The sequence below is a fragment of the Pannonibacter indicus genome (assembly GCF_001418225.1).
In the GTDB taxonomy this organism is placed as follows: domain Bacteria; phylum Pseudomonadota; class Alphaproteobacteria; order Rhizobiales; family Stappiaceae; genus Pannonibacter; species Pannonibacter indicus.
On the sequence record NZ_LIPT01000001.1, the window covers coordinates 118,866 to 145,614 of the forward strand.

The 26,749-nt window shown below is 62.8% G+C and carries 21 protein-coding genes and 1 riboswitch; of the genes, 10 read left to right on the forward strand and 11 right to left on the reverse strand.

From position 1 onward, the window contains the following. Positions 1-17 precede the first annotated feature (17 nt). The gene (gene dgcN, locus ASC48_RS00540) at positions 18-1,031 is read left to right on the forward strand and encodes an N-acetyltransferase DgcN (protein ID WP_055453895.1); all 1,014 of its coding nucleotides are present in this window, start codon (positions 18-20) and stop codon (positions 1,029-1,031) included. A 3-nt stretch (positions 1,032-1,034) separates the two neighbouring features. After that, the gene (dgcA, locus tag ASC48_RS00545) at positions 1,035-2,024 is read left to right on the forward strand and encodes an N-acetyl-D-Glu racemase DgcA (RefSeq protein WP_055453896.1); all 990 of its coding nucleotides are present in this window, start codon (positions 1,035-1,037) and stop codon (positions 2,022-2,024) included. Positions 2,025-2,043: 19 nt separating this feature from the next. Here dgcA and ASC48_RS00550 read toward each other — a convergent pair whose 3' ends face one another. Then, the gene (locus ASC48_RS00550) at positions 2,044-3,231 is read right to left on the reverse strand and encodes an MFS transporter (RefSeq protein WP_072242484.1); all 1,188 of its coding nucleotides are present in this window, start codon (positions 3,229-3,231) and stop codon (positions 2,044-2,046) included. A gap of 121 nt (positions 3,232-3,352) precedes the next feature. Between ASC48_RS00550 and ASC48_RS00555 the strand changes: the two genes are divergently transcribed. Beyond that, positions 3,353-4,480, forward strand: coding sequence for a protein phosphatase CheZ (locus ASC48_RS00555; protein WP_055453898.1), 1,128 nt, complete (start codon positions 3,353-3,355; stop codon positions 4,478-4,480). Positions 4,481-4,559: 79 nt separating this feature from the next. Here ASC48_RS00555 and ASC48_RS00560 read toward each other — a convergent pair whose 3' ends face one another. From ASC48_RS00560 to thiM, 7 genes are all read right to left on the reverse strand, one after another. Beyond that, complete coding sequence (locus ASC48_RS00560) at positions 4,560-5,537, reverse strand: threonine ammonia-lyase (protein WP_055453899.1); 978 nt, start codon at positions 5,535-5,537, stop codon at positions 4,560-4,562. Positions 5,538-5,636: 99 nt separating this feature from the next. Then, positions 5,637-6,677, reverse strand: a complete 1,041-nt coding sequence (locus tag ASC48_RS00565; protein WP_055453900.1) for a glycosyltransferase family 4 protein — start codon at positions 6,675-6,677, stop codon at positions 5,637-5,639. After that, complete coding sequence (locus ASC48_RS00570; RefSeq protein ID WP_055453901.1) at positions 6,674-7,477, reverse strand: UDP-2,3-diacylglucosamine diphosphatase; 804 nt, start codon at positions 7,475-7,477, stop codon at positions 6,674-6,676. The genes ASC48_RS00565 and ASC48_RS00570 overlap by 4 nt, the downstream gene beginning before the upstream one ends. A 237-nt stretch (positions 7,478-7,714) precedes the next feature. Continuing rightward, positions 7,715-8,959 (reverse strand): OmpP1/FadL family transporter, encoded by a 1,245-nt coding sequence (locus tag ASC48_RS00575; protein WP_055453902.1) that lies wholly within the window; start codon positions 8,957-8,959, stop codon positions 7,715-7,717. Positions 8,960-9,491: 532 nt separating this feature from the next. After that, complete coding sequence (locus ASC48_RS00580; protein WP_055453903.1) at positions 9,492-10,601, reverse strand: TRAP transporter substrate-binding protein; 1,110 nt, start codon at positions 10,599-10,601, stop codon at positions 9,492-9,494. Further along, positions 10,591-11,409 (reverse strand): bifunctional hydroxymethylpyrimidine kinase/phosphomethylpyrimidine kinase, encoded by an 819-nt coding sequence (gene thiD / locus ASC48_RS00585; protein ID WP_055453904.1) that lies wholly within the window; start codon positions 11,407-11,409, stop codon positions 10,591-10,593. Before thiD ends, ASC48_RS00580 begins: the two co-directional genes overlap by 11 nt. Before the next feature lie 30 nt (positions 11,410-11,439). Then, positions 11,440-12,243 carry a hydroxyethylthiazole kinase gene (thiM, locus tag ASC48_RS00590; protein WP_082439952.1) on the reverse strand — a complete coding sequence of 268 codons (804 nt, stop codon included), beginning with the start codon at positions 12,241-12,243 and terminating at the stop codon, positions 11,440-11,442. Next, a riboswitch (TPP riboswitch) is annotated at positions 12,235-12,344 on the reverse strand. Its footprint overlaps the gene before it by 9 nt. Positions 12,345-12,468: 124 nt before the next feature. Here thiM and ASC48_RS00595 point away from each other — a divergent pair. Further along, positions 12,469-12,705 carry an Lrp/AsnC ligand binding domain-containing protein gene (locus ASC48_RS00595; protein ID WP_055453906.1) on the forward strand — a complete coding sequence of 79 codons (237 nt, stop codon included), beginning with the start codon at positions 12,469-12,471 and terminating at the stop codon, positions 12,703-12,705. Positions 12,706-12,756: 51 nt separating this feature from the next. On the opposite strand, the gene ASC48_RS00600 is transcribed toward ASC48_RS00595, so the two are convergent. The 3 genes from ASC48_RS00600 to ASC48_RS00610 form a co-directional block, all read right to left on the reverse strand. Continuing rightward, a complete protein-coding gene (locus ASC48_RS00600) occupies positions 12,757-13,797 on the reverse strand; it encodes a DMT family transporter (protein ID WP_208975479.1) in 1,041 nt (346 codons plus the stop codon). Positions 13,798-14,073: 276 nt separating this feature from the next. Then, positions 14,074-16,377, reverse strand: a complete 2,304-nt coding sequence (locus ASC48_RS00605; protein ID WP_055453908.1) for a xanthine dehydrogenase family protein molybdopterin-binding subunit — start codon at positions 16,375-16,377, stop codon at positions 14,074-14,076. Positions 16,378-16,600: 223 nt separating this feature from the next. Next, positions 16,601-18,274, reverse strand: a complete 1,674-nt coding sequence (locus ASC48_RS00610) for a long-chain-fatty-acid--CoA ligase (protein WP_055454283.1) — start codon at positions 18,272-18,274, stop codon at positions 16,601-16,603. 485 nt (positions 18,275-18,759) lie between these two features. Between ASC48_RS00610 and ASC48_RS00615 the strand changes: the two genes are divergently transcribed. From ASC48_RS00615 to edd, 6 genes are all read left to right on the forward strand, one after another. Further along, positions 18,760-20,031 (forward strand): ROK family transcriptional regulator, encoded by a 1,272-nt coding sequence (locus tag ASC48_RS00615; protein ID WP_055453909.1) that lies wholly within the window; start codon positions 18,760-18,762, stop codon positions 20,029-20,031. Positions 20,032-20,104: 73 nt separating this feature from the next. Continuing rightward, on the forward strand, positions 20,105-21,124 hold the full coding sequence (locus tag ASC48_RS00620) for a sugar ABC transporter substrate-binding protein (RefSeq protein ID WP_055453910.1): 1,020 nt from the start codon (positions 20,105-20,107) through the stop codon (positions 21,122-21,124). A 132-nt stretch (positions 21,125-21,256) separates the two neighbouring features. Beyond that, positions 21,257-22,327: an ABC transporter permease gene (locus ASC48_RS00625; protein WP_055454284.1), complete on the forward strand. Its 1,071-nt coding sequence runs from the start codon at positions 21,257-21,259 to the stop codon at positions 22,325-22,327. Beyond that, on the forward strand, positions 22,324-23,100 hold the full coding sequence (locus tag ASC48_RS00630) for an ATP-binding cassette domain-containing protein (RefSeq protein WP_055453911.1): 777 nt from the start codon (positions 22,324-22,326) through the stop codon (positions 23,098-23,100). The genes ASC48_RS00625 and ASC48_RS00630 overlap by 4 nt, the downstream gene beginning before the upstream one ends. Positions 23,101-23,263: 163 nt before the next feature. Continuing rightward, positions 23,264-24,736 (forward strand): glucose-6-phosphate dehydrogenase, encoded by a 1,473-nt coding sequence (gene zwf / locus ASC48_RS00635; protein WP_055453912.1) that lies wholly within the window; start codon positions 23,264-23,266, stop codon positions 24,734-24,736. Between the two features lie 191 nt (positions 24,737-24,927). After that, complete coding sequence (gene edd, locus ASC48_RS00640; RefSeq protein WP_055453913.1) at positions 24,928-26,748, forward strand: phosphogluconate dehydratase; 1,821 nt, start codon at positions 24,928-24,930, stop codon at positions 26,746-26,748. Position 26,749 lies beyond the last annotated feature (1 nt).

The window sequence follows — 26,749 nt, forward strand, 5'->3', positions numbered from 1 at the left end:
TAGAGGCGGATCACATAATGGATATTGCAAACCCCTATCTGATGTTCCTGGGCGACGTTCCGGATGCGCTGGCGGCAAAGACGGCGCTCGGTGTGGTCGACTGGCGCCGGGACTGGTGCATCGGGCAGAATCGCCTGCCGGGCTGCCAGGCGGATGCCGGCCTGCCGGATATGACGATCCCGGCCGCGGCGAAAGCCGGCGCCAGGACCATGATCGTCGGCGCCGTGAATGCAGGCGGGCGCCTGCCGGATCACTGGGTTGCCTCCATCGTGGAAGCGCTTGACGCGGGGCTGGATGTGGCCAGCGGGCTGCATGTGCGCCTCGGGTCGATTCCGGCGATCAAGGAAGCGGCAGAGCGCAATGGCCGCCAGTTGTTCGACGTGCGCCACTCCGACATGACCTTTGCCACCGGCAAGGGCTCCAAGCGCAGCGGCAAGCGCATCCTCACCGTCGGCACCGATTGCTCGGTCGGCAAGAAGTACACCGCCCTCGCCATGGAGCGGGACATGCGCGCCCGCGGCTATGACTGCGACTTCCGCGCCACCGGCCAGACCGGTGTGTTCATTTCGGGCCGTGGTGTTGCCATCGACGCAGTGGTGGCCGACTTCATCTCCGGCGCCGTGGAATGGATCTCTCCGGCAGCGGACGAAAACCACTGGGATGTGATCGAGGGCCAGGGCTCCCTGTTCCATCCATCCTTCTCCGGCGTGACGCTCGGCCTGCTGCACGGCGCACAGCCCGACGCCTTCATCGTCTGCCATGAGCCGACCCGCCGCACCATGCGCGGTGTGCAGACGCCCCTGCCCTCCATTCAGGAGGTCATCGACCTGACGATCCAATGCGGCAAGCTGACGAACCCGGATATCCGCTGCATCGGCATTGCGGTGAATACGGCTGCCCTTGGCGACGCGGAAGCACAGGCCTATCTGGCGGAGCTTTCCGCAAAGTACGGCCTGCCCGCGACCGACCCCGTGCGCTATGGCATGGCCAAGGTGGTGGACAAGGTGGCAGAAATCTACGGCGAAGCCTGAGCCATGGCATCGCCCCTCACCATCACGGCTGCGCATGAGCGCTTTGCCATCGAAGGCGGCTTCGCGATTTCGCGGGGCAGCCGCACCCATGCAGATGTGGTCACCGTCAGCATCAGCCGCGGCGGCCTCACCGGCCGCGGCGAATGCGTGCCCTACGCCCGCTATGGCGAGAGCATCGCCAGCGTGATGCAACAGATCGAGGAGGCGGCAGCGCGCTTCGGTCAGGACATCAGCCGGACGCTGCTTCAGGCGGATATGGAGGCAGGCGCGGCGCGCAACGCGCTCGACTGCGCCCTGTGGGACCTTGAGGCCAAGACGGCCGGAACCAGCGCCGCGGCGCTCGCCGGCCTTGCGGCCCTGAAACCGCTCATCACCGCCTACACGCTCAGCGTCGGCACGCCGGAGAGCATGGGCGCGGCAGCTGCCAAGGCGGCCTCCCGTCCGCTGCTGAAGGTGAAGCTGGCCGGAGCGGGAGACGATGAACGCATCGCCGCCGTCCGCGCTGCTGCGCCGGAGGCAAGGCTGATCGTGGATGCGAACGAGGCCTGGGACGAAAGCTGCTTCGCGGTCAACATGGCGGCTTGCGTTGCCGCAGGCGTCGAACTGATCGAACAGCCTCTGCCTGCCGGCCATGACGGACTGCTGGCAAGCGCAGAGCGGCCGATTGCCGTCTGTGCGGACGAAAGCCTGCACACCCGGCATGAGCTGGCGAGCCTGCGCCAGCTCTATGATGCGGTCAACATCAAGCTCGACAAGGCCGGTGGCCTGACCGAAGCGCTGGCGCTGGCAGCAGACGCCAGAGCCCTTGGCTACAAGATCATGACCGGTTGCATGCTGGGCACGTCTCTCGGCATGGCCCCTGCCCTGCTCGTGGCCCAGACGGCCGATTTTGTCGATCTGGACGGCCCGCTGCTGCTGACCGCAGACCGGGACGGTGGCCTCACTTACGAGGGAAGCCTCGTCTACCCGCCCCAATCAAGCCTCTGGGGCTGACACTGCCGGGCACAGACTTTCAGCCCGCCGTCCGGGCCCTGAAACCGGGATGGCGGGCCAGCAGCAGAAGGCAGACAAAAGCGAGCGCCGCCATCACCGACATGGCGTAGAAGGCAAAAGCAGGCGCTGCCGCATAAAGCGGCCCGCTGAACCATGTGGCCGTCGCCGTCAGAAACCCGGTGGACGTTGCCATCAGGCTCTGCCCTGTCGCAGACCAGCGCATGGGCACGGCCTGCGCAATCAGCGCAACTCCCCCCAGATGCACGGCCCCAAAGGAGAGACCGTGCAAGGTCTGCACGAGCACGATGAAGGCAGGGTCCTGCACATGGGTAAACAGCGCCCAGCGAAGCACCGAGCCTGCAGTCCCGATGATGATCAGGCGCATGGGCGTCAGCCAGGCCGGAAGCCTTGCCGCAAACAGGAAGAGCAGGATCTCCGCCATCACGCCGACGGACCACAGCGGCCCCATCAGATGCTCCGGCACGCCCGTCTTGGTCCAGTAAATCGTTGAAAACGCATAATAGGCCGAATGCGCCGCCTGCGAGAGACCGATGAGCGTGACCAGCGCCAGAAACCAGGGCTGGCGGAAAACGGCGGGCTTTTTGTCTGCCGCATGGGCAGCCTCGGATGCCTCACGGGCTTCACGCTCAGGATTGCGCATGGGAGGCAGCGTCCCGGCGACCAGCACGGTTGCCACCATCGAGCCGAGGATACCGGCAAGATAGGGCATTTCCGTGTGCGGCATCATCAGCCATCCGGCAAGAACAGTGCCCCCCACGAAAGCCGCAGACCCCCAAAGGCGCATGCGGCCATAAGGGGCGCCGGTCTGACGCACGACATCCAGCGCATATCCATCGGCCAGCGGCACAATCGGCGCCCAGCAGACCATCAGCCCCATCACCGCAACCACCGCCAGAACATAACTTGACGTAAAGGCAAAGAGCGCAAGAAAAGCCATACCCATCAAAGAGTAAAAGCAGATCGAAAGACGGCGTAGGCCAGTCTTGTCGGAGAGTGCCGTCAGAAATGGAGATGCCGTAATCTTTGCATAGGTGCCAATTGCGAGAGCAAATGAGACTTCCGTAACTGAATATGACCTATTTGCAAGAATGACCGGGAAAAATGGGAGGAATAATCCCGTACCGACAAAATTGACACCATAGAGAGCACTCACCCGGGGGGCGAGCCCAACTTGGAACATCTTCATGAAGGATCGAACCTTGACGGCCTAAAGGGATGTTAACTTCTTGGGCCTACTATACCGCATGAGTTGGAGGAACATTCGAATCGAATGTCCGCTGCATCGAATAGGACGCCGAGACGATACGATGGCAGAAACCGAACCGCCAGTCCTGATACCGGAGCACGAGTATCTCACACTGGAACAGACCCTTTCGGAATCGGATCGCGGCCGCCGCTTTCTGACCGAATATCTGCGCCGCCACCGCAGCTCCGAAACAAATTCCATTCTTGATGCCATCGCCCGGCTTGAGAAAATAATGCGCCGGGAACGCAGCGTTCCAGATCTCAACCGCATCCGCCTCGACATTGCCGACATGCATGAGGCGATCGAACGCACCAAGCGTGAGATTTCCAACATCAAGAAGGAAGACGAGGAGAGCAACCGTTTCACGGATGCCTCGCACGAACTGGATGCGATCATCACACAAACGGAAGGCGCGACGCAGGACATCCTGAACGCTGCGGAAAAAATTCAGGAATATGCCTGGACCCTGCGCGAGAACGGTGCCGACGAAGCGGTCTGCGACGATATCGATGCCAAGGCCACCGAAATCTTCATGGCCTGCTCCTTCCAGGATCTCACCGGCCAGCGCACCCAGAAGGTGGTGCATGTTCTGCGCTACCTCGAGAGCCGCATCAACCTCATGATCGGGATCTGGGGTATCGAGGATGTGAATGCCGACGATACCGCCGGCCCGGTCGATACCCGCCCGGATGCGCATCTTCTGAATGGCCCCCAGCTTGCCGGCAAGGGCGTCAGCCAGTCTTTCGTTGATGAGGTGATGGACGGAGAAGCAGAAGACCAGAGCAGCGGTTTCTTCAGCGTCGAATTCGGCAATGAGCCAGCCGCTCCGGCTCCTGCCCCGGCGGCCAAGGCTGCAGCGGCCCCGGCTGCAAAGCCCGCCGCCAAGGCAGTTCCTGCCCCCGCGAAGATCGAAGAAGACCAGCATGTCGATCAGCTGGATGCAGCCACGATCGACGCCATTTTCGAGCAGACAGACGAAGCCTTTGCTGGCGAAGCCGGATTCGATGACCCGGAACAGGAAATGGGCGAGGACGACATCGCCAAGCTGTTCGACATGGGCGGCGGTGATGAGACCCCGGCGGAAGAAACCCAGGCAGATGCCGAATGGGAAGCAGCCGAGGAATTTTCCGAGGAGGAAGACCCGCTGGCCATGCTGACCGAGAGCGAGCGTCAGGCCCTGTTCAGCTGACCGTTCCGGAAACAGCACAATCCAAGGAAAACCCCGGCCACACCGGGGTTTTCGCATGTTTGAGACCTGATGGACCTGCTCAGACAGCCAGCGCCCTTGCAAGCGTTTCCGGATCGATGTTGCCGCCGGACAGGATCGCCACCACTTGGCCGTTTCCGGCGGGCATCTTGCCGAAGAGCACCGAGGCAAGCGCCACCGCCCCGCCCGGCTCCACCACCAGCTTCAGTTCACGGAAGGCAAAGGCAACAGCGGCCAGAGCTTCGTCATCGCTCACCACCAGTCCGCGCGCCTTGCGGCGGGTCAGGACCTCGAAAGAGAGTTCGCCCGGGCTTTCGGTGAGGATTGCATCGCAGACCGAGCCGGAGCCACTGGCATTCACCTCGCGCCGCCCGCTGGCGAGCGAGCGGGCATAGTCGTCAAAGCCTGCCGGTTCGCAGGTATAGACCACGGCACCGGCCAGCCCCTCTTCCAGCCCCAGCGCCACACCGCTGGTGAGCCCGCCGCCGCCCGTGCAGGCTGCGACGGCTTCGATATCAAGACCGAGCGCTGCGGACTGGCGGACAATTTCAAGGCCAATCGTGCCCTGCCCGGCAATGACGCCCCGGTCATCATAGGGATGCACGAAGGTCGCGCCGTTTTCCTCACAGATGGTCTTGGCGATGGCGATGCGGTCTTCAATGCCGCGCTTGTAGGTGACGACCCGCGCGCCCATTTCCGCCGTGCGCTTCAGCTTGATGGCCGGGGCATCCTCCGGCATGACGATGACAGCAGGCATCCCGAGAATGCGCGCCGCCTCAGCCACACCTTGCGCATGGTTGCCGGAAGAACAGGCCACAACGCCGGCCTTCCGCTCCCCTTCCGGGATCTGCGACAATCGGTTGAAGGCACCGCGGAACTTGAAGGAGCCGGTGCGCTGCAGGTTTTCAGGCTTCAGCCAGACCTTGCGGCCAGCTGCATCATCCAGCACCTTGAAGGACAGGAGCGGGGTTTCAAAAGCTTGCCCTTGCAGCCGTGCGGCTGCGGCCTTCACATCATCAAGCGAGAGGGTGCCATGCATGGCCAGTCTCCGGAAATATGCGATTTCCGAGACCTAGCAACGCCTTGCTTGCCCGGCAACAAAAGGCTTGTCACCGTGGCAATTCACGCTGGGACAAGCTCAGGCAGCCTGCGGCTGCGGCTCTGCAGGCATCCCATAGGCGGCGATGGCATTGTCGAGGAACTGCCTGGAACTGGCCTCCCAGCTGAAGCCAAGCGCCACCTGGCGGCAATAGCTGCGGGGAATATCAAGAGCGGCAAGGGCTGCCGCCTGCAGGTCCGTATCGAGAACCCCTGCGCCGCTGTCGCCGATGACATCCAGCGGCCCCATGACCGGATAGGCCGCCACCGGCACGCCGCAGGCCAGCGCCTCCAGCAGAACGTTGCCGAACGTATCCGTCAGCGAAGGAAACACGAACACATCCGCCGAAGCATAGGTCCGCGCCAGATCCTCACCCGTTTTCGGGCCCGTAAAGAGCACATCGGGATAGGCCTTACGCATGGATTCGAGCTGCGGACCAGTGCCGACGACCACCTTGCTGCCGGGCAGATCCAGATTGAGGAAAGCCTCGATGTTCTTTTCCACCGCCACCCGGCCCACATTCATGAAGATGGGGCGCGGCAGATCCGGCGGCAGGACAGAGCCCTCATAGGGACGGAACAGCTCCGCATCCACCCCGCGCGACCAGCGCATCAAATGGGTGAAGCCACGCCCGGCCAGATCCTTCTCCAGGCTGCCGGTTGCCACCATGCAGCCTTGCCCCGCATTATGGAAGCGCCGCAGCCACCTGTAGGTCACCGACACCGGCACCGGCAGGCGGGCCGCCAGATATTCCGGAAAGCGCGTGTGATAGCTCGTCGTGAAGACCTTGCCCTGCTTCAACGCGACAGAGCGGGCCATGAGACCCAGCGGGCCTTCGGTGGCAATATGAAGGTGGTCACAGGCAAACTGGTCCATGATCGCCGCCACGCGCGTCCGCGTTGTCAGGGACAGACGGATTTCCGGATAGGTCGGGCACGGCAGGGTGCGGAAGAGCTGCGGCGTCAGAAACTCAACGCGCAGCCCCATGCGCAGCAACTGGTTCGCGGTCAATTCCAGAGAACGGACCACACCATTGATCTGCGGATGCCAGGCGTCTGTGACGATGAGAATGGATGTCATGCCGCGACGGAGCGCTCCCCCATCCCCTGTTCCGCCTGCTGTTCGGCCGGACGCTGCACCCATCTGATAACCTCGAACGTTCCGTCGTGATGCTCGGCAACCGCCGTGCAGCTTTCGACCCAGTCACCGGTGTTGATGTAGTGGATGCCGTCGATATCATGACTGGCGGCATGGTGAATGTGGCCGCAGATGACCCCGTGAACGCCCTTCCGGCGGGCTTCATCGGACAGGGCGTCCTCGAAGCGGCCGATGAAGTTCACGGCGTTTTTCACCTTCAGCTTTGCCCAGGCAGAGAGCGACCAGTACGTCAGGCCCAGACGGCGGCGCATGAGGTTGAAGCCGGTATTCAGAGCCAGAGCGGTCACATAAGCCTTGTCACCGAAGAAGGCGAGCCACTTGGCATGACGGATGACCACGTCGAACTGGTCACCGTGGATGACCAGATACTCGCGCCCGTCTGCGGCCGTATGCACGACACTGTCCGCCACCTCGACGCCGCCGAAATGGGTCCCGAGGAAGTCCCGCAGGAATTCGTCATGATTGCCAGGAATATAGAAGATGCGCGCCCCCTTGCGGGCCTTGCGCAGGATCTTCTGGATCACGTCATTATGCGCCTGCGGCCAGTACCAGCTGCGCTTCAGCCGCCAGCCGTCGACAATATCGCCGACCAGATACACGGTCTCGGCATCATTGTACTTCAGGAAGTCGAGCAGAAGATCTGCCTGGCATCCGCGTGTCCCAAGATGAACATCCGAAATGAACAGGGCCCGGTAATGCTGGCCCTCCTGCAGAGCTGTCATGTCTGGCGCTCCCGATTACCTTTGCCACCCTTAGACGCGATTCAGGTATCAGGATTATGACAGCAAAGTTTTTCACAAGCAGACACCCAGTTTTCTGGCGAAATTTATTATTGAACAAAAGACATTTACGGAAAAATGCGACAGTTCAATGAATGACCGGAACGGACGTTTGTCCCGGAAATGTAAACGGCCGGCACCCGCAGGTACCGGCCGTCTTTGATACCGCTGGATAGGCGGTCAGAAGCGGTAGCGCATCGAAGCGCTGACGATATTGACCGATGAGTCGACATCGCCGGAGAGAACCACACCAGCGTAATCCTGATGCCCCGGGACAATGGCAAGCTTTGTGTCCCGGCCAATGATGTGCGTGTAGCCGAGATCGAAGGCAAGATTGTCCAGAACCTTGTAGCTCGCACCGGCGCTCAGCCAGATCCGGTCATTGTCCGGCAGACGGGCGGAACGGATCTTGTCGTCGATCGGCGACCACTCGTAGGCCGCACCGGCACGCAACGTCAGGTGCTCGTTGACATCATATTCCGCACCCAGAGCCGCGAACCAGCCGTCGTTGTAGTTGAACTTCAGCGTGGTCAGCGTGGCGCCATTGGCCTGAAGCGTGACCTTGGGCGACTTCAACCGGCTCCAGTTGGCCCACTCCACGGTGCCAAGCACGCGGAAGCTGTCGGTGATGCGCTGCTTGGCAGACAAGGTGACGGTTTCGGGCGTGATCAGCGAGGCATAGATCGGAACTGCAGCGGCCGACGTGATCGTCCCGTCAAGATCGTGAGCCACACCCGACCGGTAGCCGAGACCGAACTCGGTACCAGCAAAGGGCTTGTAGATCACGCCTGCGGTAACACCCACGCCGATGTTGTCGCCTTCAAGCGTCGTAACGGGCGGCGTGGTGGAAGCATTCGTACCTGTTCTCAGCCGCACACTGAAGTACTGAACCTGCACACCCGCGCCGAAAGCAAGCTGATCGTTGACCTTGTAGCCTACCATCGGGTTGGCGTTGATCGAGAACACCTTGGAACCGGCGTTATAGGTCTGACCCGCCCAAGGTAAGCCACCATCCGGCTTGGTAGAAAGGCCGAACGGCGCATTCACGGCAAGTCCGAAATAGACCTTGTCGTTGAGATTATATGCCGTGTAGCTGGAGCCGATCCAGGCGTCAGAAGCAATGTCACCGCCGTTGCCATAGGCGCGCAAAGTGGAGGTCGAATCCAGATTGATCTCGGCCTTCGGCGCAATCAGCGCGTGATGGGACTCGGTGGTGATGCCCAAGCCTGCACCAGTGATCGCCGCCGGGTTCCAGAATATCGACGAGATCGACGGACCGGTCGTCGCGTTACCGGCGAAGGACATACCTTGATAATAAGCGCTCTGCTCACGCAGCGCAAAACCGCCTGCATAAGCCTGCCCCGCAACAGAGATCATCCCGATGGCGGTGGTGCACAGAGCCAGCGTCTTGCTGATACGAATCATGTTGCTCAAACCCTCCCAAGCATTTCTCAAAGCCCTGCCAGCTTCGCTCCTCAGGAAAGACGATCTTTGAATTTCGTAGATCTTTCAATCCGGAAACACGCCGCGATGAAATGCCACCCATCCATGCTGCAGCGCATCAAATATACTATCCGCCCCACATTCCCCTAGGGAATGCGGGGCATGACCGTCGAAAATATGTCATATTCCGGCCAGATTGACACAGGGCGGAAACAGCCGGAGAGGTATGCTTAAAAAATAGGCACCTATCACGCGATTTCACGCTGGCGAGTTTTCAAGACCTGCGTTGCAGGAAAGTCACACCTCTCTCCGCCCAGCCGGGCAGAAAATGGCTCAATCCACCCGATTCGAGCCATGTCCTGCGCACAATGGGTTCTTTTGCGCGCCGGATCCAGAATGAGGAAGGTGCCCTCATACCAATGCTCGATGAGCTTCACTCATCGAGCATTGGTTAAGCCCGCGCGATGCTGGAGCGTTTTCGAGGCATGATGCGTCAGCGCCGACAGCCTTGGTATCAGGCCTTACCGGCATCGCGCGCGGCAAGGAACCGCTGTACGGAGACCCGGCTCCAGGGCGCCAGCCGCGCCAGCGCCTTGCTGTAGCTGGCGTGGATGCGGGCTGTAAGCTCGTCCTGGGCCGCAAGCTCTCCCAGCACCACCGCTGTTTCGCGGCGCAGCGCATCCAGAACGTCTTCGGGGTAGAAGCGCAGCAGCACCCCCTCGTCCTTCTGCAGGCTCTCAAGGCTGCCCGCATTCATCCATTCGCTTTCGGCCAGAGAGCGCCCGTTCTCGGCCTTGCAGGCCTCCAGAACGATCGTTCTGAGATCTTCCGGCAGCCCTTCCAGCGCAGTCCTGTTGAACAGCGCCTCGCCGGTGCCGTTCGGCTCGTGGAAGCCGGGGGCGTAGTAGAACTTGGCCACCTTCTGGAAGCCCATGGCCTGATCGCTCCACGGCCCCAGAAATTCGGTTGCGTCGATGAGGCCGGATTGCAGCGCCGGGAATATTTCCCCCGGCGGCAGAGCGACCGGCGTTGCTCCCAGACGGCGCATGACCTCGCCGCCCAAACCGGGCATGCGGATCTTCAGGCCGGCTAGATCATCGAGCGTATTGATTTCCTTGCGGAACCAGCCGCCCATCTGCACGCCGGTATTGCCCGCCATCACCGGCTTGATGCCGAAGGGGGCGTAAAGCTCGTCCCACAGCGCCTGCCCGCCGCCCTGCTCGATCCAGGTGATGTGCTCGAGCGGCAGAAGACCGAAGGGAATCGCCGTAAACCAGACGGCGGCCGGCATCTTGCCCTGCCAGAAGAAGGAGGCCGTGTGCGCCACCTGTGCCGTACCGGCTGACACGGCATCGAACACACCGAGCGGTGGCACCAGTTCGCCGGCCGCAAAGAGCCGCACCCGCATGCGCCCGCCCGACATTTTCTCGATCCGGTCGCAGATCGTCTGGGCGGTCGTGCCCGGCCCTGGCAGGTTTTTCTGCCAGGAAGTCACCATCTTCCACTCGATCACGGCCTCGCCGGTATTGGCGAGCGCGGGCGCTGCCAGCAGCGAAGCGGCACTGGCCGCGCCGAGCTTGAGGGCCTGACGGCGCGAGGCGGACGGCTTGGTCTCAGTTGACATGACTTGTCTCCCAGAACGCGTGGAAATGATGCACGGGCCCATGGCCCTCGCCGATCTTGAGGTCATCGGCCGCGCGGATGGCATGGGTCACATAGAGCTTCGCTCCGGCAACCGCATCCGGCAGCGAAAGCCCTTTGGCAAGGCCCGCAGCAATGGCGGAGGACAGCGTGCAGCCGGTGCCGTGGCTGTTGCGCGTGACGTGGCGGGGCGCGGTGAACCACTGCTCCCGCCCGTCGCGGTTCAGCAGCAGGTCCTCGCTCTCCGGCCCCTCCCCGTGGCCACCCTTCAGCAGCACGGCCCTGGCGCCCAGATCCAGCAGCGCCTGCGCCTGAGCGCGCATGGCCTCCCGGCCCTGTGCGATCTCCGTATTGAGCATGCGGGCAGCTTCCGGCAGGTTCGGCGTGATCAGCTGCGCGCGCGGCAGCAGTTCCGCAATCAGCACGGAGACCGCTTCCGGCACCAGCAGCGGGTCGCCGGAGGCTGCGACCATCACCGGATCCAGCACCACATTGGAGGCTTCATGCGCATCCAGACCTTCGGCCACGGCGCGGATTACATCCGGACGCGACAGCATGCCGATCTTGATGGCATTGACCCTGAGATCGGACAGCACGGCATCCATCTGCGCCCGCACGAAGGCCGGGGGAATGTCATGAATGGCGCTGACGCCGAGCGTATTCTGCGCCGTCAGTGCGCTCAGCACGCTGGCACCATAGACGCCGAGCGCCGAGAAGGTCTTGAGATCAGCCTGAATACCGGCTCCGCCGCCGGAATCCGAGCCTGCGATGGTCAGGGCAATGGCAGTCATGGTTCCTCCTGAAATCAGGCTGGCAGCAGCTCAGGCGAGCCGCAGGTGCGCGCCAATCTGCGGCGCATCAAGCCCGTAAAGGGCATCAAGGAATGCCGGAACGAAACTGCCCGGCCCGGCGGCTGTCACGGCAGCCCTTTCTCCGGCAATCGCCATGATGGACAGCGCCGCAGCCGCAGCCACCACCGGGTCCCGCTCCACGGCAAGTGCAGCCGCAGCCACCGCTCCGGCAGCACATCCGGTCGCCGTCACCTTGCCCATCAGCGGATGGCCATTGGCAAGGCGCAGGCCTTGCGTGCCGCTGCTGATGTCATCCACAGCACCCGTCACTGCAACGGGAAGCCCCAGCTGGCGGGAAAGTTCCAGAACGGACGCCCCGCCGCCAAGAGCTGCAAGCTCCCCGGCGTTGATCTTCAGCAAGGACGGCTTCAGCGCCAGCAGGCGCCGGGCCTCGGTCAGGCGCGGCGGCGAACGGTCGGCAAAGACGGGATCCAGCACCCAGGGCTTGCCCTCGCCAGCTGCAATGCTGATGGCGCGGTTTGCGGCTTCCTTGCGCGCTTCGTCCAGCGTGCCGAGGTTGACGAGCAGCGCCTGCGCAGAAGCCGTGAAGAAGGGCACTTCTTCCGGCGAAATCGTCATGGACGGAATGGCGCCCAGCGCCAGCAGCACATTGGCGGTGAAGGCCTGCGCCACCGCATTGGTGAGGCAATGCACACGGGGCACGGACGCGCGGATCTTCTCCAGCACCTCCGCCGTGCGCAAGGCCAGCTGATCTGCAGTGATGTGAGACCTGTCAGCAGCATCCGCTGCGCCGCGTGCCGTTTGACCGCTCATCATCCCAAATCCCTCCGCCGGTACAAGCCGGATCAGGTTCAAGGAGTTGGCACCATCGCCTCTCAGCCCGGCGCATCCGGCGGGCACCCCCATGAGACGGCAAAGAGCTACCAAGCCCGGCCCGGCTTGGCAAGCATGCTCTGCCGGCGGCAAGAGAGCGCAGCGATTGACTGGCGGCGGCGGATCGGCCATGTCCTTTGACAGGACAGCCCTCAGGAGCACGCCATGAAGCCCTTCTTCATCATGATCAAATGCCAGCTCGGCGAGACCTACAAGGTCGCCAATGCCATTGCGGATGCCGAAATCGCTTCGGAAATCTATTCCACGAGCGGCGACTATGACCTGCTGGTGAAGGTCTATATCGAGGATGGCGAAGACATCGGCCACTTCGTCAACGAGAAGCTGCATTGCCTCGAAGGCATCCGCGACACCCGCACCATCATCACCTTCAAGGCATTCTGAGACACTATTCAGCCTGCGCCGGGCGATGAAAGCCGGGGCGCAGGCTTTGGGTCAGGGCCGCAGCGGCGAGGAGGCTTTGCGCGCCCGGCTGTCGTCCTTGCCCAGCGCCCTCTCGCGGTAGATGACGAAGAGGCCCGCCGCCACCACGATCAGCGCACCGGCCACCACCTGCCATACCGGAATGTCGCCAAAGATCGCCCAGCTGAGCAGCACCGCCCACAGCAGGTTGGCATAGTCGAAGGGCGCGATGGTGGAGGCATCCGCATAGCGGTAGCTCTCGGTCATGACGATCTGGCCCACACCGCCCGCAAGCCCGACGAAGACGAGCAAGGCTGCCGTTCTTCCATCCGGAATGACCCAGGCATAATCGGTAAAGATCCAGCCGAACGGAATGGTTGCCAGCGAGATCAGCGAGGCACAACCGGAAAACCATATGACAATAGTGCTGGTGCGCTCGGTCTCGCAGAGCTTGCGCACGAAGATCATCGCCATGGCCGTGCAGAAGGCGCCTGCCGCCGCAGCTCCTGCCCCGAACCAGGCGTCGCCGCTCATTTCCGTGCCGCCCATATGCGGGGACAGGATGACCACAATGCCGAGGAAGCCGACGACAACAGCCGTCCAGCGGTAGACACGCACCGTCTCGCCAAGGAAGAAGAAGGCCAGAACCACCGTGAACAGCGGCGCGGCAAAGCCGATGGCAGTCGAGTCGGCGATGGGCAGATATTTCAGCGAGGTAAAGGCAAACAGCATGGCCGCAATGCCCGCCATGGCACGCCCCACATGGCCAAGCGGCTGGCGGGTATGAAGAGAGCCGGTCAGCTCACCGCGCAGCGCCACGAGCAGCAGGACCGGAAACATGCCAAAGAAATTTCGGGCAAAGACGATCTCGCCGATCGGCACGCTTTCCGTGGTGATCTTCAGAGCTACCGCCATGCTGGCGAAGGTGAAGGTGGAGCACAGCTTCAAAGCGATGCCCAGCACGGGTTTCTGTGACGTGAGAACGGCGGCTTGCGGCGGGACCTGCGCGCCCTCTCCGGAGGCCAATGCACGGTTCTCCGCCTCATCCTCATCAGGGGCGTTCGTCTCCCTCATGGCCATTTGATCGTCCAAAGATCCGGCGCCGGGGCGGGCATGAAGAGACGGGGCGCCGGTCCCAAGCCTCAACTCAAATCTGCGGGTGCCGCGGCAACTTCGCCGTGCGCACCATGCATGCTACTGTATACAAGGGTAGCAAACCGGTCTCGAAATTCCAGACCATATTGCCGCAGCTTACAGAATTTTACGCTGCCGGGCGGAAGAGGCACCCGGCGATGGTCCAAATGAGTGGACAGCGCAGTCACCTGCGCTGTCCGGTTTCGCATTGTGTTGTCAGGCGCGGGCGGCCTGAATGGCCTGCCAGACCCGGTGCGGGGTGGCGGGCATGTCGATATGCTCCACCCCTGCCCCATCGCGCAGCGCCATTTGCAGGGCATTCATCACAGCCGCGCAGCCGCCGATGGTGCCCGCCTCGCCAGCGCCCTTGATGCCCAGCGCGTTGGTGGTGGACGGCACGTTCTTCGTCTCGAAGTGAATGTCCGGCAGGTCCGATGCCCGGATCAGGCGGTAGTCGAGCAGCGAGGCCGTCAGCAGCTGGCCATCCGCATCGAACACCGTTTCCTCGCACAGGGCCTGACTGATCGCCTGCACCGTGCCGCCGATGACCTGACCGGCAAGCAGAACCGGGTTCACCGTGACGCCGAAGTCATCAACGATCGTGTAGTTCAGCAGCTCCACATCGCCCGTCTCTGGGTCCACCTCCAGCTCGCACACATGCGTGCCGTTCGGATAGGTCGCTTCGGCCTGCTTCACCTCTTCCCGACCGGCTAGCTTTTCACCCGCTGCAGCGGCAACCGCAGCCAGCGAAACGGAACGGTCGGTGCCGACGACACGGACCTCTCCATCCACCAGCTCCAGATCATCAATGCCGGTTTCCAGCTGATCGGCGGCCTTTTCCTTGATCTTGCGGACAAGGCTCTTCGAGGCTTCCAGCACCGACGGCAGGCCGAGCGGAATGGAGCGGGAGCCGCCCGTGCCACCGCCCTGACGCACCCGGTCGGTATCGCCCTGGATCACCTCGATCTGGCCGATATCAAGCCCCAGCTGTTCGGCGATCACCTGCGAATAGGCGGTGGCATGGCCCTGACCGTTGGTCTGGGTGCCGATCAGCAGCGTCACCGTGCCATTGCCGTTCAGTTCCACCGTCGCCTCTTCCCCGCCAGGGAAGGCGCAGGCCTCAATGTAGCTGCAAAGACCGATGCCACGGTACTTGCCGCGCGCAGCACTTTCCGCCTGGCGGGCGGCAAAACCGTTCCAGTCCGACACCTCAAGCGCCTTGTCCATGTGCCCCGCGAAGTCGCCAGTGTCATACATGCGGCCCGTCGCCGTGGTATAGGGCAGCGCGCTGGAAGGCACGAAGTTGCGGCGCCGGATTTCCGCCGTGCCAAGGCCGGTCTCAAGTCCTGCCTTCTCGATCAGACGCTCGATCAGATAGGCCGCTTCCGGGCGCCCCGCGCCACGATAGGCGTCAGTGGGCACCGTGTGGGTATAGACGCCCGTCGCCGTCACGAAGAGCGCCGGCACATCATAGAGACCTGTGGACATGGATGTGCCGACGAAGGGGATGAAGGGGCCATACTGGTGCAGATAGGCCCCCATGGCAGCCAGAACATTGATGCGCAGGCCGAGAATGCGGCCATCGGCATCCAGCGCCAGATCTGCGGTGGTGATGTTGTCGCGGCCATGCGCGTCGGTGACGAAGTGGTCCATGCGGTCGCCAGTCCATTTCACCGGACGGCGCAGCTTCTCCGCCGCAAACAGGCAGAGCGGATATTCCCGGTAGACGAACATCTTGGTGCCGAAACCGCCGCCCACTTCCGGGGTGATGATGCGCAGCCGCGCCGGATCGATGCCGAGGATATCCTTGGCGATGATGTCCCGCTGGCCATGGCCGCCCTGCGTGCCCGCCGTCAGCGTATAGCGGCCGCTGTCTGCATCATATTCGGCAAGACAGGCGCGCGGCTCCATGTAGTTGGCCACGAGCCGGTTGTTGACGAGACGGATGGAGGTGACATGCGAGGCCTTGCGGAAGGCTTCTTCCGTCTTTGCCTCGTCGCCATGGCCGATACGGAACGCCTTGTTGGTGCCATGCTCCGGCCAGACGAGCGTTGCCCCGTCCTGAACCGCCTCCTCGATATCGACGATCACATCAAGCGGCTCATAATCCACTTCGATCAGTTCTGCCGCCGACTTGGCCGTATTGACGCTGTCAGCGACGACGAAGGCAATGGCATCGCCCACGTGGCGGACGGTATCGGTGCAGAGCACGGGCCGCACGGGGCACCAGTGCATGGTGCCGTCCAGCTGCTTCATCACCGCCTTCACAGGCATCGGCTTCATGCCGTCTAGGTCAGCCCCGGTCAGCACCATCGCCACGCCCGGATGGGCGCGGGCCTCATCGAGACCGGAGACGGAAATCCGGGCATGCGCCATGGCGGAGCGCAGCACATAGGCATGCAGCGTGCCCTCGGGGGCAAAGTCATCCGTGTAGCGGCCTTTGCCGGTGATCAGGGCAGGATCTTCCTTGCGGCGGACCGGGGCACCGATCCCGAATTTCTTCGGCGTCATCTGGTTCATCTGGAAACGGCCTCGATTGTTATGGGCTGATGCAGCCATGCGGCGCGTGGGGATTGGCCTGAAGGGGCTGCGAAGCTTGTCTTGTCAGACAAGAATGTTGTGCCGGACCGTGAAACGTCAACCCTGAATTAGAGGCAAGACACCCGATCCGCATATCCGCAGGAATGACAAGGGGCCCGCCGTTGATATCCGGCGGGCCCCTTGTCGGGATCAGTGTCAGGCGTCAGGCGGCCGGCTGATTGGCAGCAGCCGCAGCCCGCCTGGCAGCTTCTTCCTCGACCAGTTCCTTCTTGGACAGCTTGCCCACCATGGTCTTGGGCAGCGCATCGCGGAACTCGATCTCGCGCGGCAGCTCAATGGCAGAGAGGTGATCCTTGAGGAAGGCGCGCATTTCCTCCTGCGTCACCGTGGCACCGGCCCGCAGCTTGACGAAGGCCTTGGGCGCCTGTCCCCGGTACTCATCAGGAACCGCAATCACGATGGCCTCCTCAACATCTGCGTGCTGATAAAGGGCTTCCTCGATCACGCGCGGATAGACGTTGTAGCCCGAACAGAGGATGAGGTCCTTGATCCGGTCCACCAGATAGATGAAGCCGTCCTTGTCGGCATAGCCCACGTCGCCTGTGTGCAGGAAGCCGTTCTCGATGGTGCGGGCGGTTTCCTCGGGCCGCTTCCAGTAGCCCTTCATCACCTGCGGCCCCTTGACCACCAGTTCCCCCTTCTCGCCCTGCGGCACAGTGCTGGAGAGATCGTCCAGCGCCCGGAATTCCGCCAGCGTGCCGGGGACCAACTGGCCGATGGAACCGGCCCGGCGGCGCTCGTCCAGAGGATTGCACGAGACAACCGGCGAGGTTTCCGTCAGGCCGTAGCCTTCCACGAGGATACAGCCGGTAATCGTCTCGAACTTCTCCTTCACCTCCACCGGCAGCGGCGCGCCGCCGGAGATGCACAGCTTCACGCTGGTCAGGTCATAGGAGACGGTGAGCGGTGAATTGTTGATTGCCGTGTAGATCGTCGGGACGCCCGGGAACAGCGTCGGACGGGTGCGCTTGATGGTATCCAGAAGCAGCTTCATGTCGAAGCGCGGCATCAAAACCATCTGCGCGGCCAGCACGACGGCAAGGTTCTGCGCCACAGTCATGGCAAAGACGTGGAAGAAGGGAATGACACAGAGCATCCGCTCCTTGCCCTTCTCCGCTGCATGGAAAATGTCTTTCATCTGCTCGATGTTGGCGGACAGATTCGCATGCGTCAGCATCGCACCCTTCGGCACGCCTGTGGTGCCTCCGGTATATTGCAGCACCGCAACGTCCTCGGCCGGATCGATGGCGACCGGCACCGGATTGGCGCCCCGGTTCAGCAGGGCCGCATAGGGCACGTGGCCGCTGTCCGCCTTCCAGGCGGCCCGGTCCTTGCCCTTGAACAGGGTGAACAGCGCCCGCTTCACCGCAGGCAGGATATCGGCCATCGGACAGACGATGAGCCTGTCCAGGATGCCATCCTTGCGCACCGCCTCGACCTTGTCATAGATGACCTTGAGGTCGAGCGTGACCATTATGCGCACTTCCGCATCCCGCGCCTGAAAGGCGATCTCGCGCTCCACATAAAGCGGGTTGAAATTAACGACCGTTGCCCCGGCCTTCATCAGCGCGAAGTAGAAGATGGTGTAATAGGGTGTATTCGGCAGGCAAAGGCCAACCTTGGTGCCCTTCTTGACCCCCAGCGCCTGCAACCCCGCAGCCACCCGGTTGACCAGTGCACCAAGCTCGCCATAGGTCCAGGTCTTGCCGAGGAAATCTGCGGCCACGGTCTTGCCGTAGGCCGCAACGGTCTCATCCAGATATTCATGCAGCGGGCGGGGCCTGAAAGCCGCGACCCATTCCTCCACACTCGCCATGGCGGTCTCCAATCGAGATTCTGCGCCACCTGGAAAACCCCGGCCCGGGAGCCCAGCTCCCGGCTTGCGCTCACCAGCGCAACCTCCCTGCCTGCGGCATTCCAGGTTGATACCCCTGCCTGGGGCGTCCCCAACAGATTTGACGTTCCTTCCGTTTACGTCAACCTGCGACGTAACGGCACCTGCGACTTTTTTTCTGAAATGTCTGGAGAGGCGGCCTTCAGCCGTACCTGAACGCAAATTCGGATTTCACATTTCGGATGGCATTTCTAGCAGCCGGGGAAGATTGCTTCAGCACATTACCCCTAGTTGAAATTGCCATCTCCCCAAAACATCTAAGGGAATCTAGTATCTTAAAAGCTGCGGTTTGACGCAGTGCAGCAACGAAAATAGTTGACTGCACGCCTTAAGCATCAAATAATTAAATCAACAAAAATTATTCGGTGCTGGCGGCGGCTTCTATCAGCCACCAGGGAGGACGCTGAATGGCAGGAAACGTCACAAGCGGGAGAGGCAGCAATTCGGCGCAACTGCGCCGCTACAACGAGCGTATCGTGCTGCAGATCCTGCGCCGCGCCGGGGAAGCCTCCAAAGCAGAGCTCGCCCGTGCAGCCAACCTGACCAATGCGGCGATTGGCGCCATCATCCAGGAACTGGCCCAGGACGGCCTGATAGAGGAAGTCGGCAAGCGGCACGATGGCGGCCGCGGCCAGCCGGCCACGATCCTGCGCCTGGCCACACGCGGCGCCTTCGGCTTCGGCGTCCGCCTCGGCCGCGCCGGGATCGAGACCGTGCTGGTTGATTTCGCCGGCCGCATCATTGGGCGCAGCTACCACGACATGATCCTGCCGCTTCCCTCCGTAGCGGTGGACATGATCCGGCAGGACATCGAGAGGCTGCAGGACCTTCTGTCCCCGGCCGAGCGCCGCCGCCTGACCGGTATCGGCCTTGCCCAGCCGTTCAATCTGGGCGCATGGCTGCAGCAGCTTGGTCTTCCTGCAGAGAACTTCAAGCCGTGGGACGAGGTGGACTTCGCTGCAAGCCTGGAGGCGGCCACCGGTCTTCCGGTTTTCGCCGAGAATGACGGCACGGCAGCGGCAGTCGCCGAGCTGTTCTACGGGCTTGGCCGCCAGGAGGACAATTTCCTCTACCTGTTCATCGGTCCGGCCATCGGCGGCGGGCTGATCATGAATGGAGATGTGGTGCGCGGCGTAACGGGCAATGCGGCGGACGTCGCCGTGATGCCGGTAACGCCAAGCAAGCTGGCCGGCGCCCCGCGCCCGAAAGGCAGCTGGGACATCCTGCTGACCCGCGCCTCCCTCGGCGCGCTGGCACGGCACCTGACGCAAGGCTCCGGACTGCGCCCGTCACGCGCTGAACTGGAACAGGCGGTCATCGCCGGGCGGCCCGAAGTGGAAGAATGGCTGGAGGATTGCGTGGATGCGCTATTGCCTTCAGTCCGCGCGAGCCACGCCCTGCTCGACATTCCCCTGATCGTGATCGACTGCGACATCGACAGCGGCATGCTGAGCCGTCTGATCGGGAAACTGCACCGGTCGCTCGTTGAAGAGGCGCCTGAAGCGCGCGATGCGCCGCGTGTGGAGCATGGCAGCTTCGGTCAGGATGCGGGCGCCCTCGGCGCCGCCAGCCTGCCCATGTTCTTCAATTTCTCGCCCCGGGCAGAAATCCTGACCGGCGGCCTGAAGGGATCGGCGGGGGTGGGAGCCCTCCGTCTGGAAGCCCCCTCGACAGCTTGAGGGGCAGCCGTTCTGGCCTGAACCGGCCGGGGCCAGAACGGGAGGAGACAAACGGCCAGGGAGGATGACGACAATGATCCGCAAGATGCTTCTCGCAGGTTCCGTACTCGCCGCCATGGGCGCCCTTGCCCCGGCACAGGCCGACACGGTCAGCGCCTGCCTCATCACCAAGACGGACACCAACCCCTTCTTCGTGAAGATGCGCGAGGGTGCTGCCGCAAAAGCCAAGGAACTGGGCATTCAGCTGAACTCCTATGCCGGCAAGGTGGACGGCGACAACGACACCCAGGTCGCAGCCATCGAAACCTGCATCGCCAACGGCGCCAAGGGCATCCTGCTGACGGCCTCCGACACATCCGCCATCGTTCCGGCCGTGAAGCAGGCCCGCGATGCCGGCATTCTCGTCATCGCACTGGACACCCCGCTCAACCCGATCGATTCCGCCGACATGACCTTCGCCACCGACAACTTCCTGGCCGGTGAGCTGATCGGCCAGTGGGCCGTCAAGACCCTGGGCGACAAGGCGGCAGACGCGAAGATCGCCATGCTCGACCTTGATGTGTCCCAGCCGACCGTGGACGTGCTGCGCAACCAGGGCTTCCTCAAGGGCTTTGGCATTGATCTGGGCGACCCGAACAAGTGGGGCGATGAAACCGATCCGCGCATCGTCGGCAATGACGTGACCCAGGGCAACGAGGAAGGTGGCCGCAAGGCCATGGAAAGCCTGCTCGCCAAGGATCCCTTGGTCAATGTGGTCTACACCATCAACGAGCCGGCAGCCGCTGGCGCCTATGAGGCCCTGAAATCCATCGGCCGTGAAAAGGACGTGCTGATCGTTTCCGTCGATGGCGGCTGCCCGGGCGTTGCCAATGTGGAAGCCGGTGTCATCGGCGCCACCTCCCAGCAGTATCCGCTGCTGATGGCCGCCAAGGGCATCGAGGCTATCGCCGCCTGGGCCAAAGACGGCACCAAGCCGCAGGCCTCCGATGGCAAGGACTTCTTCGACACGGGCGTGTCGCTCGTCACCGGCAAGCCGGTGGATGGCGTTGAGTCCATCTCCATCGAAGAAGGCAAGAAGCTCTGCTGGGGCTGAGACCCCGCGCATGCGGATCGGGCGGCTCGCCCGCCTGATCCCTGACGTTACAAGAACCAGAAAACATGCCGGAGAAGATCCGGGCGCCCCAAGGCGCCCGGCGTCTCTCTCACCGCCGGAGGAGGCTTGGCCGTGAGCAAGACCGACAACTTCGAGGATGCGGTAAAAACGCGCCGGGAAGAGAATTTCGCCGAGTTTCAGGATCATAAGAAAGGCGTCCTGCAGCAGTTCCACCATGCGCTGCACACGAACACGGCGCTCGTGCCGCTGCTCGTTCTCCTCGCAGCCATCCTGCTGTTCGGTGCCTATCTCGGAGAAAGGTTCTTTTCGCCCTTCGCCATGACGCTGATCCTGCAGCAGGTGCAGATCGTCGGCGTACTGGCGGCGGCCCAGAGCCTGATCATTCTCACCGCCGGCATCGACCTCAGCGTCGGCGCCGTCGCGGTACTGACGTCCGTCATTATGGGCCAGTTCACTTTCCGCTATGGCATTCCGCCCGCCATTTCGGTGATGTTCGGCCTTGCCTGCGGCACGATGATCGGCGCCGTCAACGGCTGGCTGGTCTCGCGCGTCAAGCTGCCGCCCTTCATCGTCACGCTCGGCATGTGGCAGATCGTTCTGGCCGCCAATTATCTTTACTCTGCCAATGAAACCATCCGCGCGCAGGACATCGAAACACAGGCGCCCTTCCTGCAGTTCCTCGGCACAACGGTAAAATTCGGCGGCGCCAGTTTCACTTATGGCGTCTTCCTGATGATCCTCGTGGTGGCAGTGCTTGCCTATGCGCTGCGAAGCACCGCCTGGGGACGGCATGTCTATGCGGTCGGCGATGATCCGGAGGCGGCGAAGCTTGCGGGCGTTAACGTGCACCGCACGCTCATGTCGGTCTACATGCTCGTCGGCTTCATCTGCGGTCTGGCCGCCTGGGTCATGATCGGCCGCTTCGGCTCCGTCTCGCCCTCGGCCACCACCGGCGTCATCGGCAACATCCAGGCAATTACGGCAGTGGTGATCGGCGGCATCTCGCTCTTCGGCGGGCGCGGCTCCATCGTCGGTGCCTTCTTCGGCGCGCTGATCGTCGGTGTGTTCGAACTGGGCCTGCGCATGTCCGGCGCCGATCCGCAGTGGACCTATCTTCTCATCGGCGTGCTGATCATCGCCGCCGTCACCATCGACCAGTGGATCAGAAAGGTAACGGCATGACCGAAGCAATTCTGAAGGCCCGTGGCCTCGTCAAACGCTATGGCCGCGTCACCGCCATGGATCATTGCGACTTCGACCTGATGCCGGGCGAGATCCTCGCCGTCATCGGCGACAATGGCGCGGGCAAGTCCACCCTCATCAAGGCACTGTCCGGCGCCGTGACGCCGGACAGCGGCAGCATCTATCTCGATGGGGAGGAAATCCGCTTCACCTCCCCCAATGATGCGCGCATGGCCGGGATCGAGACCGTCTACCAGACACTCGCCATGTCCCCTGCCCTGTCCATCACCGACAACATGTTCATGGGCCGGGAGATCCGCAAACCCGGCCTCATGGGCAAGCTGTTCCGCACCCTCGACCGCAAGGCCATGGAAGACTTCGCCCGCAAGAAGCTGGCGGAACTCGGCCTGATGACCATCCAGAACATCAACCAGGCGGTGGAGACGCTTTCGGGCGGCCAGCGCCAGGGTGTCGCGGTGGCCCGTGCCGCGGCCTTCGGTTCCAAGGTGATCATCATGGACGAGCCGACAGCCGCCCTCGGCGTGAAGGAAAGCCGACGTGTGCTGGATCTCATCAAGGACGTGAACTCGCGCGGACTGCCGATCATTCTGATCAGCCACAACATGCCGCATGTGTTTGAAGTGGCAGACCGGATCCATATCCACCGGCTCGGAAAACGCGCTGCGATCATCAAGCCCGCTGATTTTTCCATGTCGGATGCTGTGGCGATCATGACCGGTGCCATGGAACCTCCGGTAAGCCTAGCCGCCTGATTTGAAAAGGCTTTCGTCTCCGCCCCACAAAAAGACCGAAACGGGCGGAGACGTCCCGGAGAATGCGTGTTAGCATTGCGGCCCAACCCATTTTCCTTTATTTAACTCATCGAAATAAATCAGACGGCCGTTGCGGCCGCACTCCAAAAGGGAGACGAGGAGCATGGCCGTTCGCGTGATCGCAGTGGATGATTTCGATCTGGTCGTATTCGGCGGCACCGGTGACCTCGCGCACCGCAAGCTGCTCCCGGCCCTCTATTTCCGCGATCTCGACGGCCAGATTCCAGATGCGGCCCGCATTCTGGTCACATCGCGGCGCGAATTTTCCTCCGGTGAATACCGCACCTGGGCGGAAGAAGCTCTGCGTGAGCACATCAAGGATCTCGACGATGCCGCTCTCACCCGCTTCCTTGGCCGCCTGACTTACGTCACCATCGATGTGGCCGCCGATGCCGGCTGGGCGGAACTGGGCAAGATCCTGAACGAGCGCCCGGATGTGGTCCGCGCCTTCTATCTCGCGGTGTCGCCGGATATCTTCGGCACCATCTGCGCCGGGATCGGCAAGGCTGGCCTCGTCAATGCCAACACCCGCGTCGTCATCGAAAAGCCGATCGGCAAGGACGGCGAGTCGGCCAAGGCGCTGAACGAGACCATCGGCAAGGTGTTCCAGGAACACCAGATCTTCCGTATCGACCATTATCTCGGCAAGGAGACGGTGCAGAACCTGATGGCGCTGCGCTTTGCCAACGCCCTGTTCGAGCCGCTGTGGAACGCCGCGCATATCGATCATGTGCAGATCACCGTGGCCGAGTCGCTTGGCGTTGGCGGGCGCGCCGGTTACTACGACACGGCCGGTGCCCTGCGCGACATGGTGCAGAACCACATTCTCCAGCTGCTGTGCCTCGTCGCCATGGAGCCGCCCGCCTCGATGGATGCGGACAGCGTGCGCGATGAAAAGCTGAAAGTGCTGAAGGCGCTGGCGCCCTTTACGCCCGAACTGGTGGAAAAGCACATCGTGCGCGGCCAGTACAAGGCCGGCGCTTCCTCCGGCGGTGCCGTGCCGGGCTATCTGGAAGAGCTGGGCCGGGACGACAGCCTCACGGAAACCTTCGTCGCCATCAAGGCAGAGATTGCCAACTGGCGCTGGTCCGGCGTGCCCTTCTACCTGCGCACCGGCAAGCGCCTTGCCACCCGCGTGTCGGAAATCGTCGTGCAGTTCCGTCCGATTCCCCACTCCATCTTCGGCTCAGAAGCTGGTGTCATCACCGACAACCGCCTCGTCATCCGCCTGCAGCCGGATGAGGGCGTGAAGATGGAAATCATGATCAAGGATCCAGGCCCCGGCGGCATGCGCCTGCGCAAGGTACCGCTGGACATGAGCTTTGCCGACGCCTTCAAGGTCCGCAATCCGGATGCCTATGAGCGGCTCATCATGGACGTGATCCGCGGCAACCAGACCCTGTTCATGCGCCGCGATGAAGTGGACGCGGCCTGGCAGTGGATCGATCCGATCCTCGAATCCTGGTCGGCCACCAAGGACCAGCCCAAGGGCTATACCGCCGGCACATGGGGCCCTTCCGCGTCGATCGCCCTGATCGAGCGCGATGGCCGGACCTGGTCGGAAGAAAACGCCTGATCCACGGCGAGCTTGGTCAACCGTGCCGCCCGCCCCTGCTGGCGGCACGCTGACCGGGATCGCAAATGACATGCCGGAAGCAGTTGCTGCTTCGGCTTAAATCGATTAAATCCGCAGGGCGGCGGGATTGCGATCTGCTCTGGACGCCTGATGCGCCCCTCCCGCCCCGGAACTGAGGGAGAGAAAGTTCCATGACCGTGCATGCACGCATCGCAGAGGTGACCGAGCGCATCGTCAAGCGCAGCCACGACAACCGTTCCCGCTATCTGGACCGCATCCGTGCCGATGGCGAGAAGGGGCCGCGCCGCTCCACCCTGGCCTGCGGCAACCTCGCCCACGGCTTTGCCGCCTGCACCGTTTCCGACAAGGCCGCCCTTGCAGGCGATGTGGTGCCGAACCTCGGCATCATCACCGCCTATAACGACATGCTGTCGGCCCATCAGCCCTACGAGACCTATCCGGAGTTGATCCGGCAGGCCGCGCGGGATGCCGGTGCCGTTGCCCAGGTGGCAGGCGGCGTTCCGGCCATGTGCGATGGCGTGACGCAGGGCCAGTCGGGCATGGAACTGTCGCTGTTCTCCCGCGACATCATCGCCATGTCCACGGCCATCGGCCTCTCCCACGCCATGTTCGATGCCGCCGTCTATCTCGGCATCTGCGACAAGATCGTTCCGGGCCTCGTCATCGGCGCCCTCTCCTTCGGCCATCTGCCTGCGGTCTTCATCCCGGCCGGACCGATGACTTCCGGCATCACCAATGAAGAGAAGGCCAAGACACGCCAGCTCTATGCCGAAGGCAAGGTGGGCCGGGCGGAACTGCTGGAGTCGGAATCGAAGTCCTATCATGGTCCCGGCACCTGCACCTTTTACGGCACCGCCAATTCCAACCAGATGCTGATGGAGATCATGGGCCTGCATATGCCGGGCGCCTCCTTCATCAATCCGGGCACGCCGCTGCGTGAAGCGCTGACCCGCGAAGCGGCCAAGCGCGCGCTGGCGATCACCGCCCTCGGCAACGAATACACCCCCATCGGCGAAGTGCTGGACGAGCGCGCAATCGTCAACGGCGTCGTCGGCCTGCATGCCACCGGCGGCTCCACCAACCACACCATGCATCTTGTCGCCATGGCCAACGCGGCGGGCATCAAGCTGACCTGGGATGACATTTCCGACCTGTCGGACGTGGTGCCGCTGCTCGCCCGCGTCTATCCGAACGGCAAGGCAGATGTGAACCACTTCCAGGCTGCCGGTGGCATGGGCTTTCTCATCCGTGAGCTTCTGTCCGCCGGACTGCTGCACAAGGATGTGCGCACTGTCAACGGCACCGGCCTTGACGGCTACACCGTCGAAGCCAAGCTGAACGATGATGGCACCGTCCGCCGTGATGCCGCGCCTGCCGTGTCGGGCGATGAAAAAGTGCTGGCGCCGATGCCCAAGGCCTTCCAGGCCAACGGCGGGCTGAAAGTGCTGGACGGCAACATAGGCCGCGCCGTCATCAAGATTTCTGCTGTGGCCGCGGAGCGTCACATCATCGAGGCCCCTGCCCGCGTCTTCAATTCGCAGGACGACCTTCAGTCGGCCTTCAAGCGCGGCGAGCTGACCGGCGATGTGGTGGCCGTGGTGCGCTTTCAGGGCCCCAAAGCCTGCGGCATGCCGGAACTGCACAAGCTGACACCCGCCCTTGGCATTCTTCAGGACAAGGGCCTGAAGGTGGCGCTGGTCACGGATGGACGCATGTCCGGCGCCTCCGGCAAGGTGCCGGCCGCCATTCACGTCACGCCAGAGGCTTGCGACGGCGGCCCCATCGCCCGTATTCAGGATGGTGACGTGATCCGCGTCGATGCCATCAAGGGTACGCTCGAAGTGCTGGTGGATGCGGCGGAGTTCAACGCCCGCCCGCTCGCCACCTATGATCTCTCGGCCAACCAGACCGGTACGGGCCGTGATCTCTTTGCCCCCTTCCGTGCCCTCGTCGGCACGGCAGACACGGGCGCTCATGTTTTCGGCAGATGAT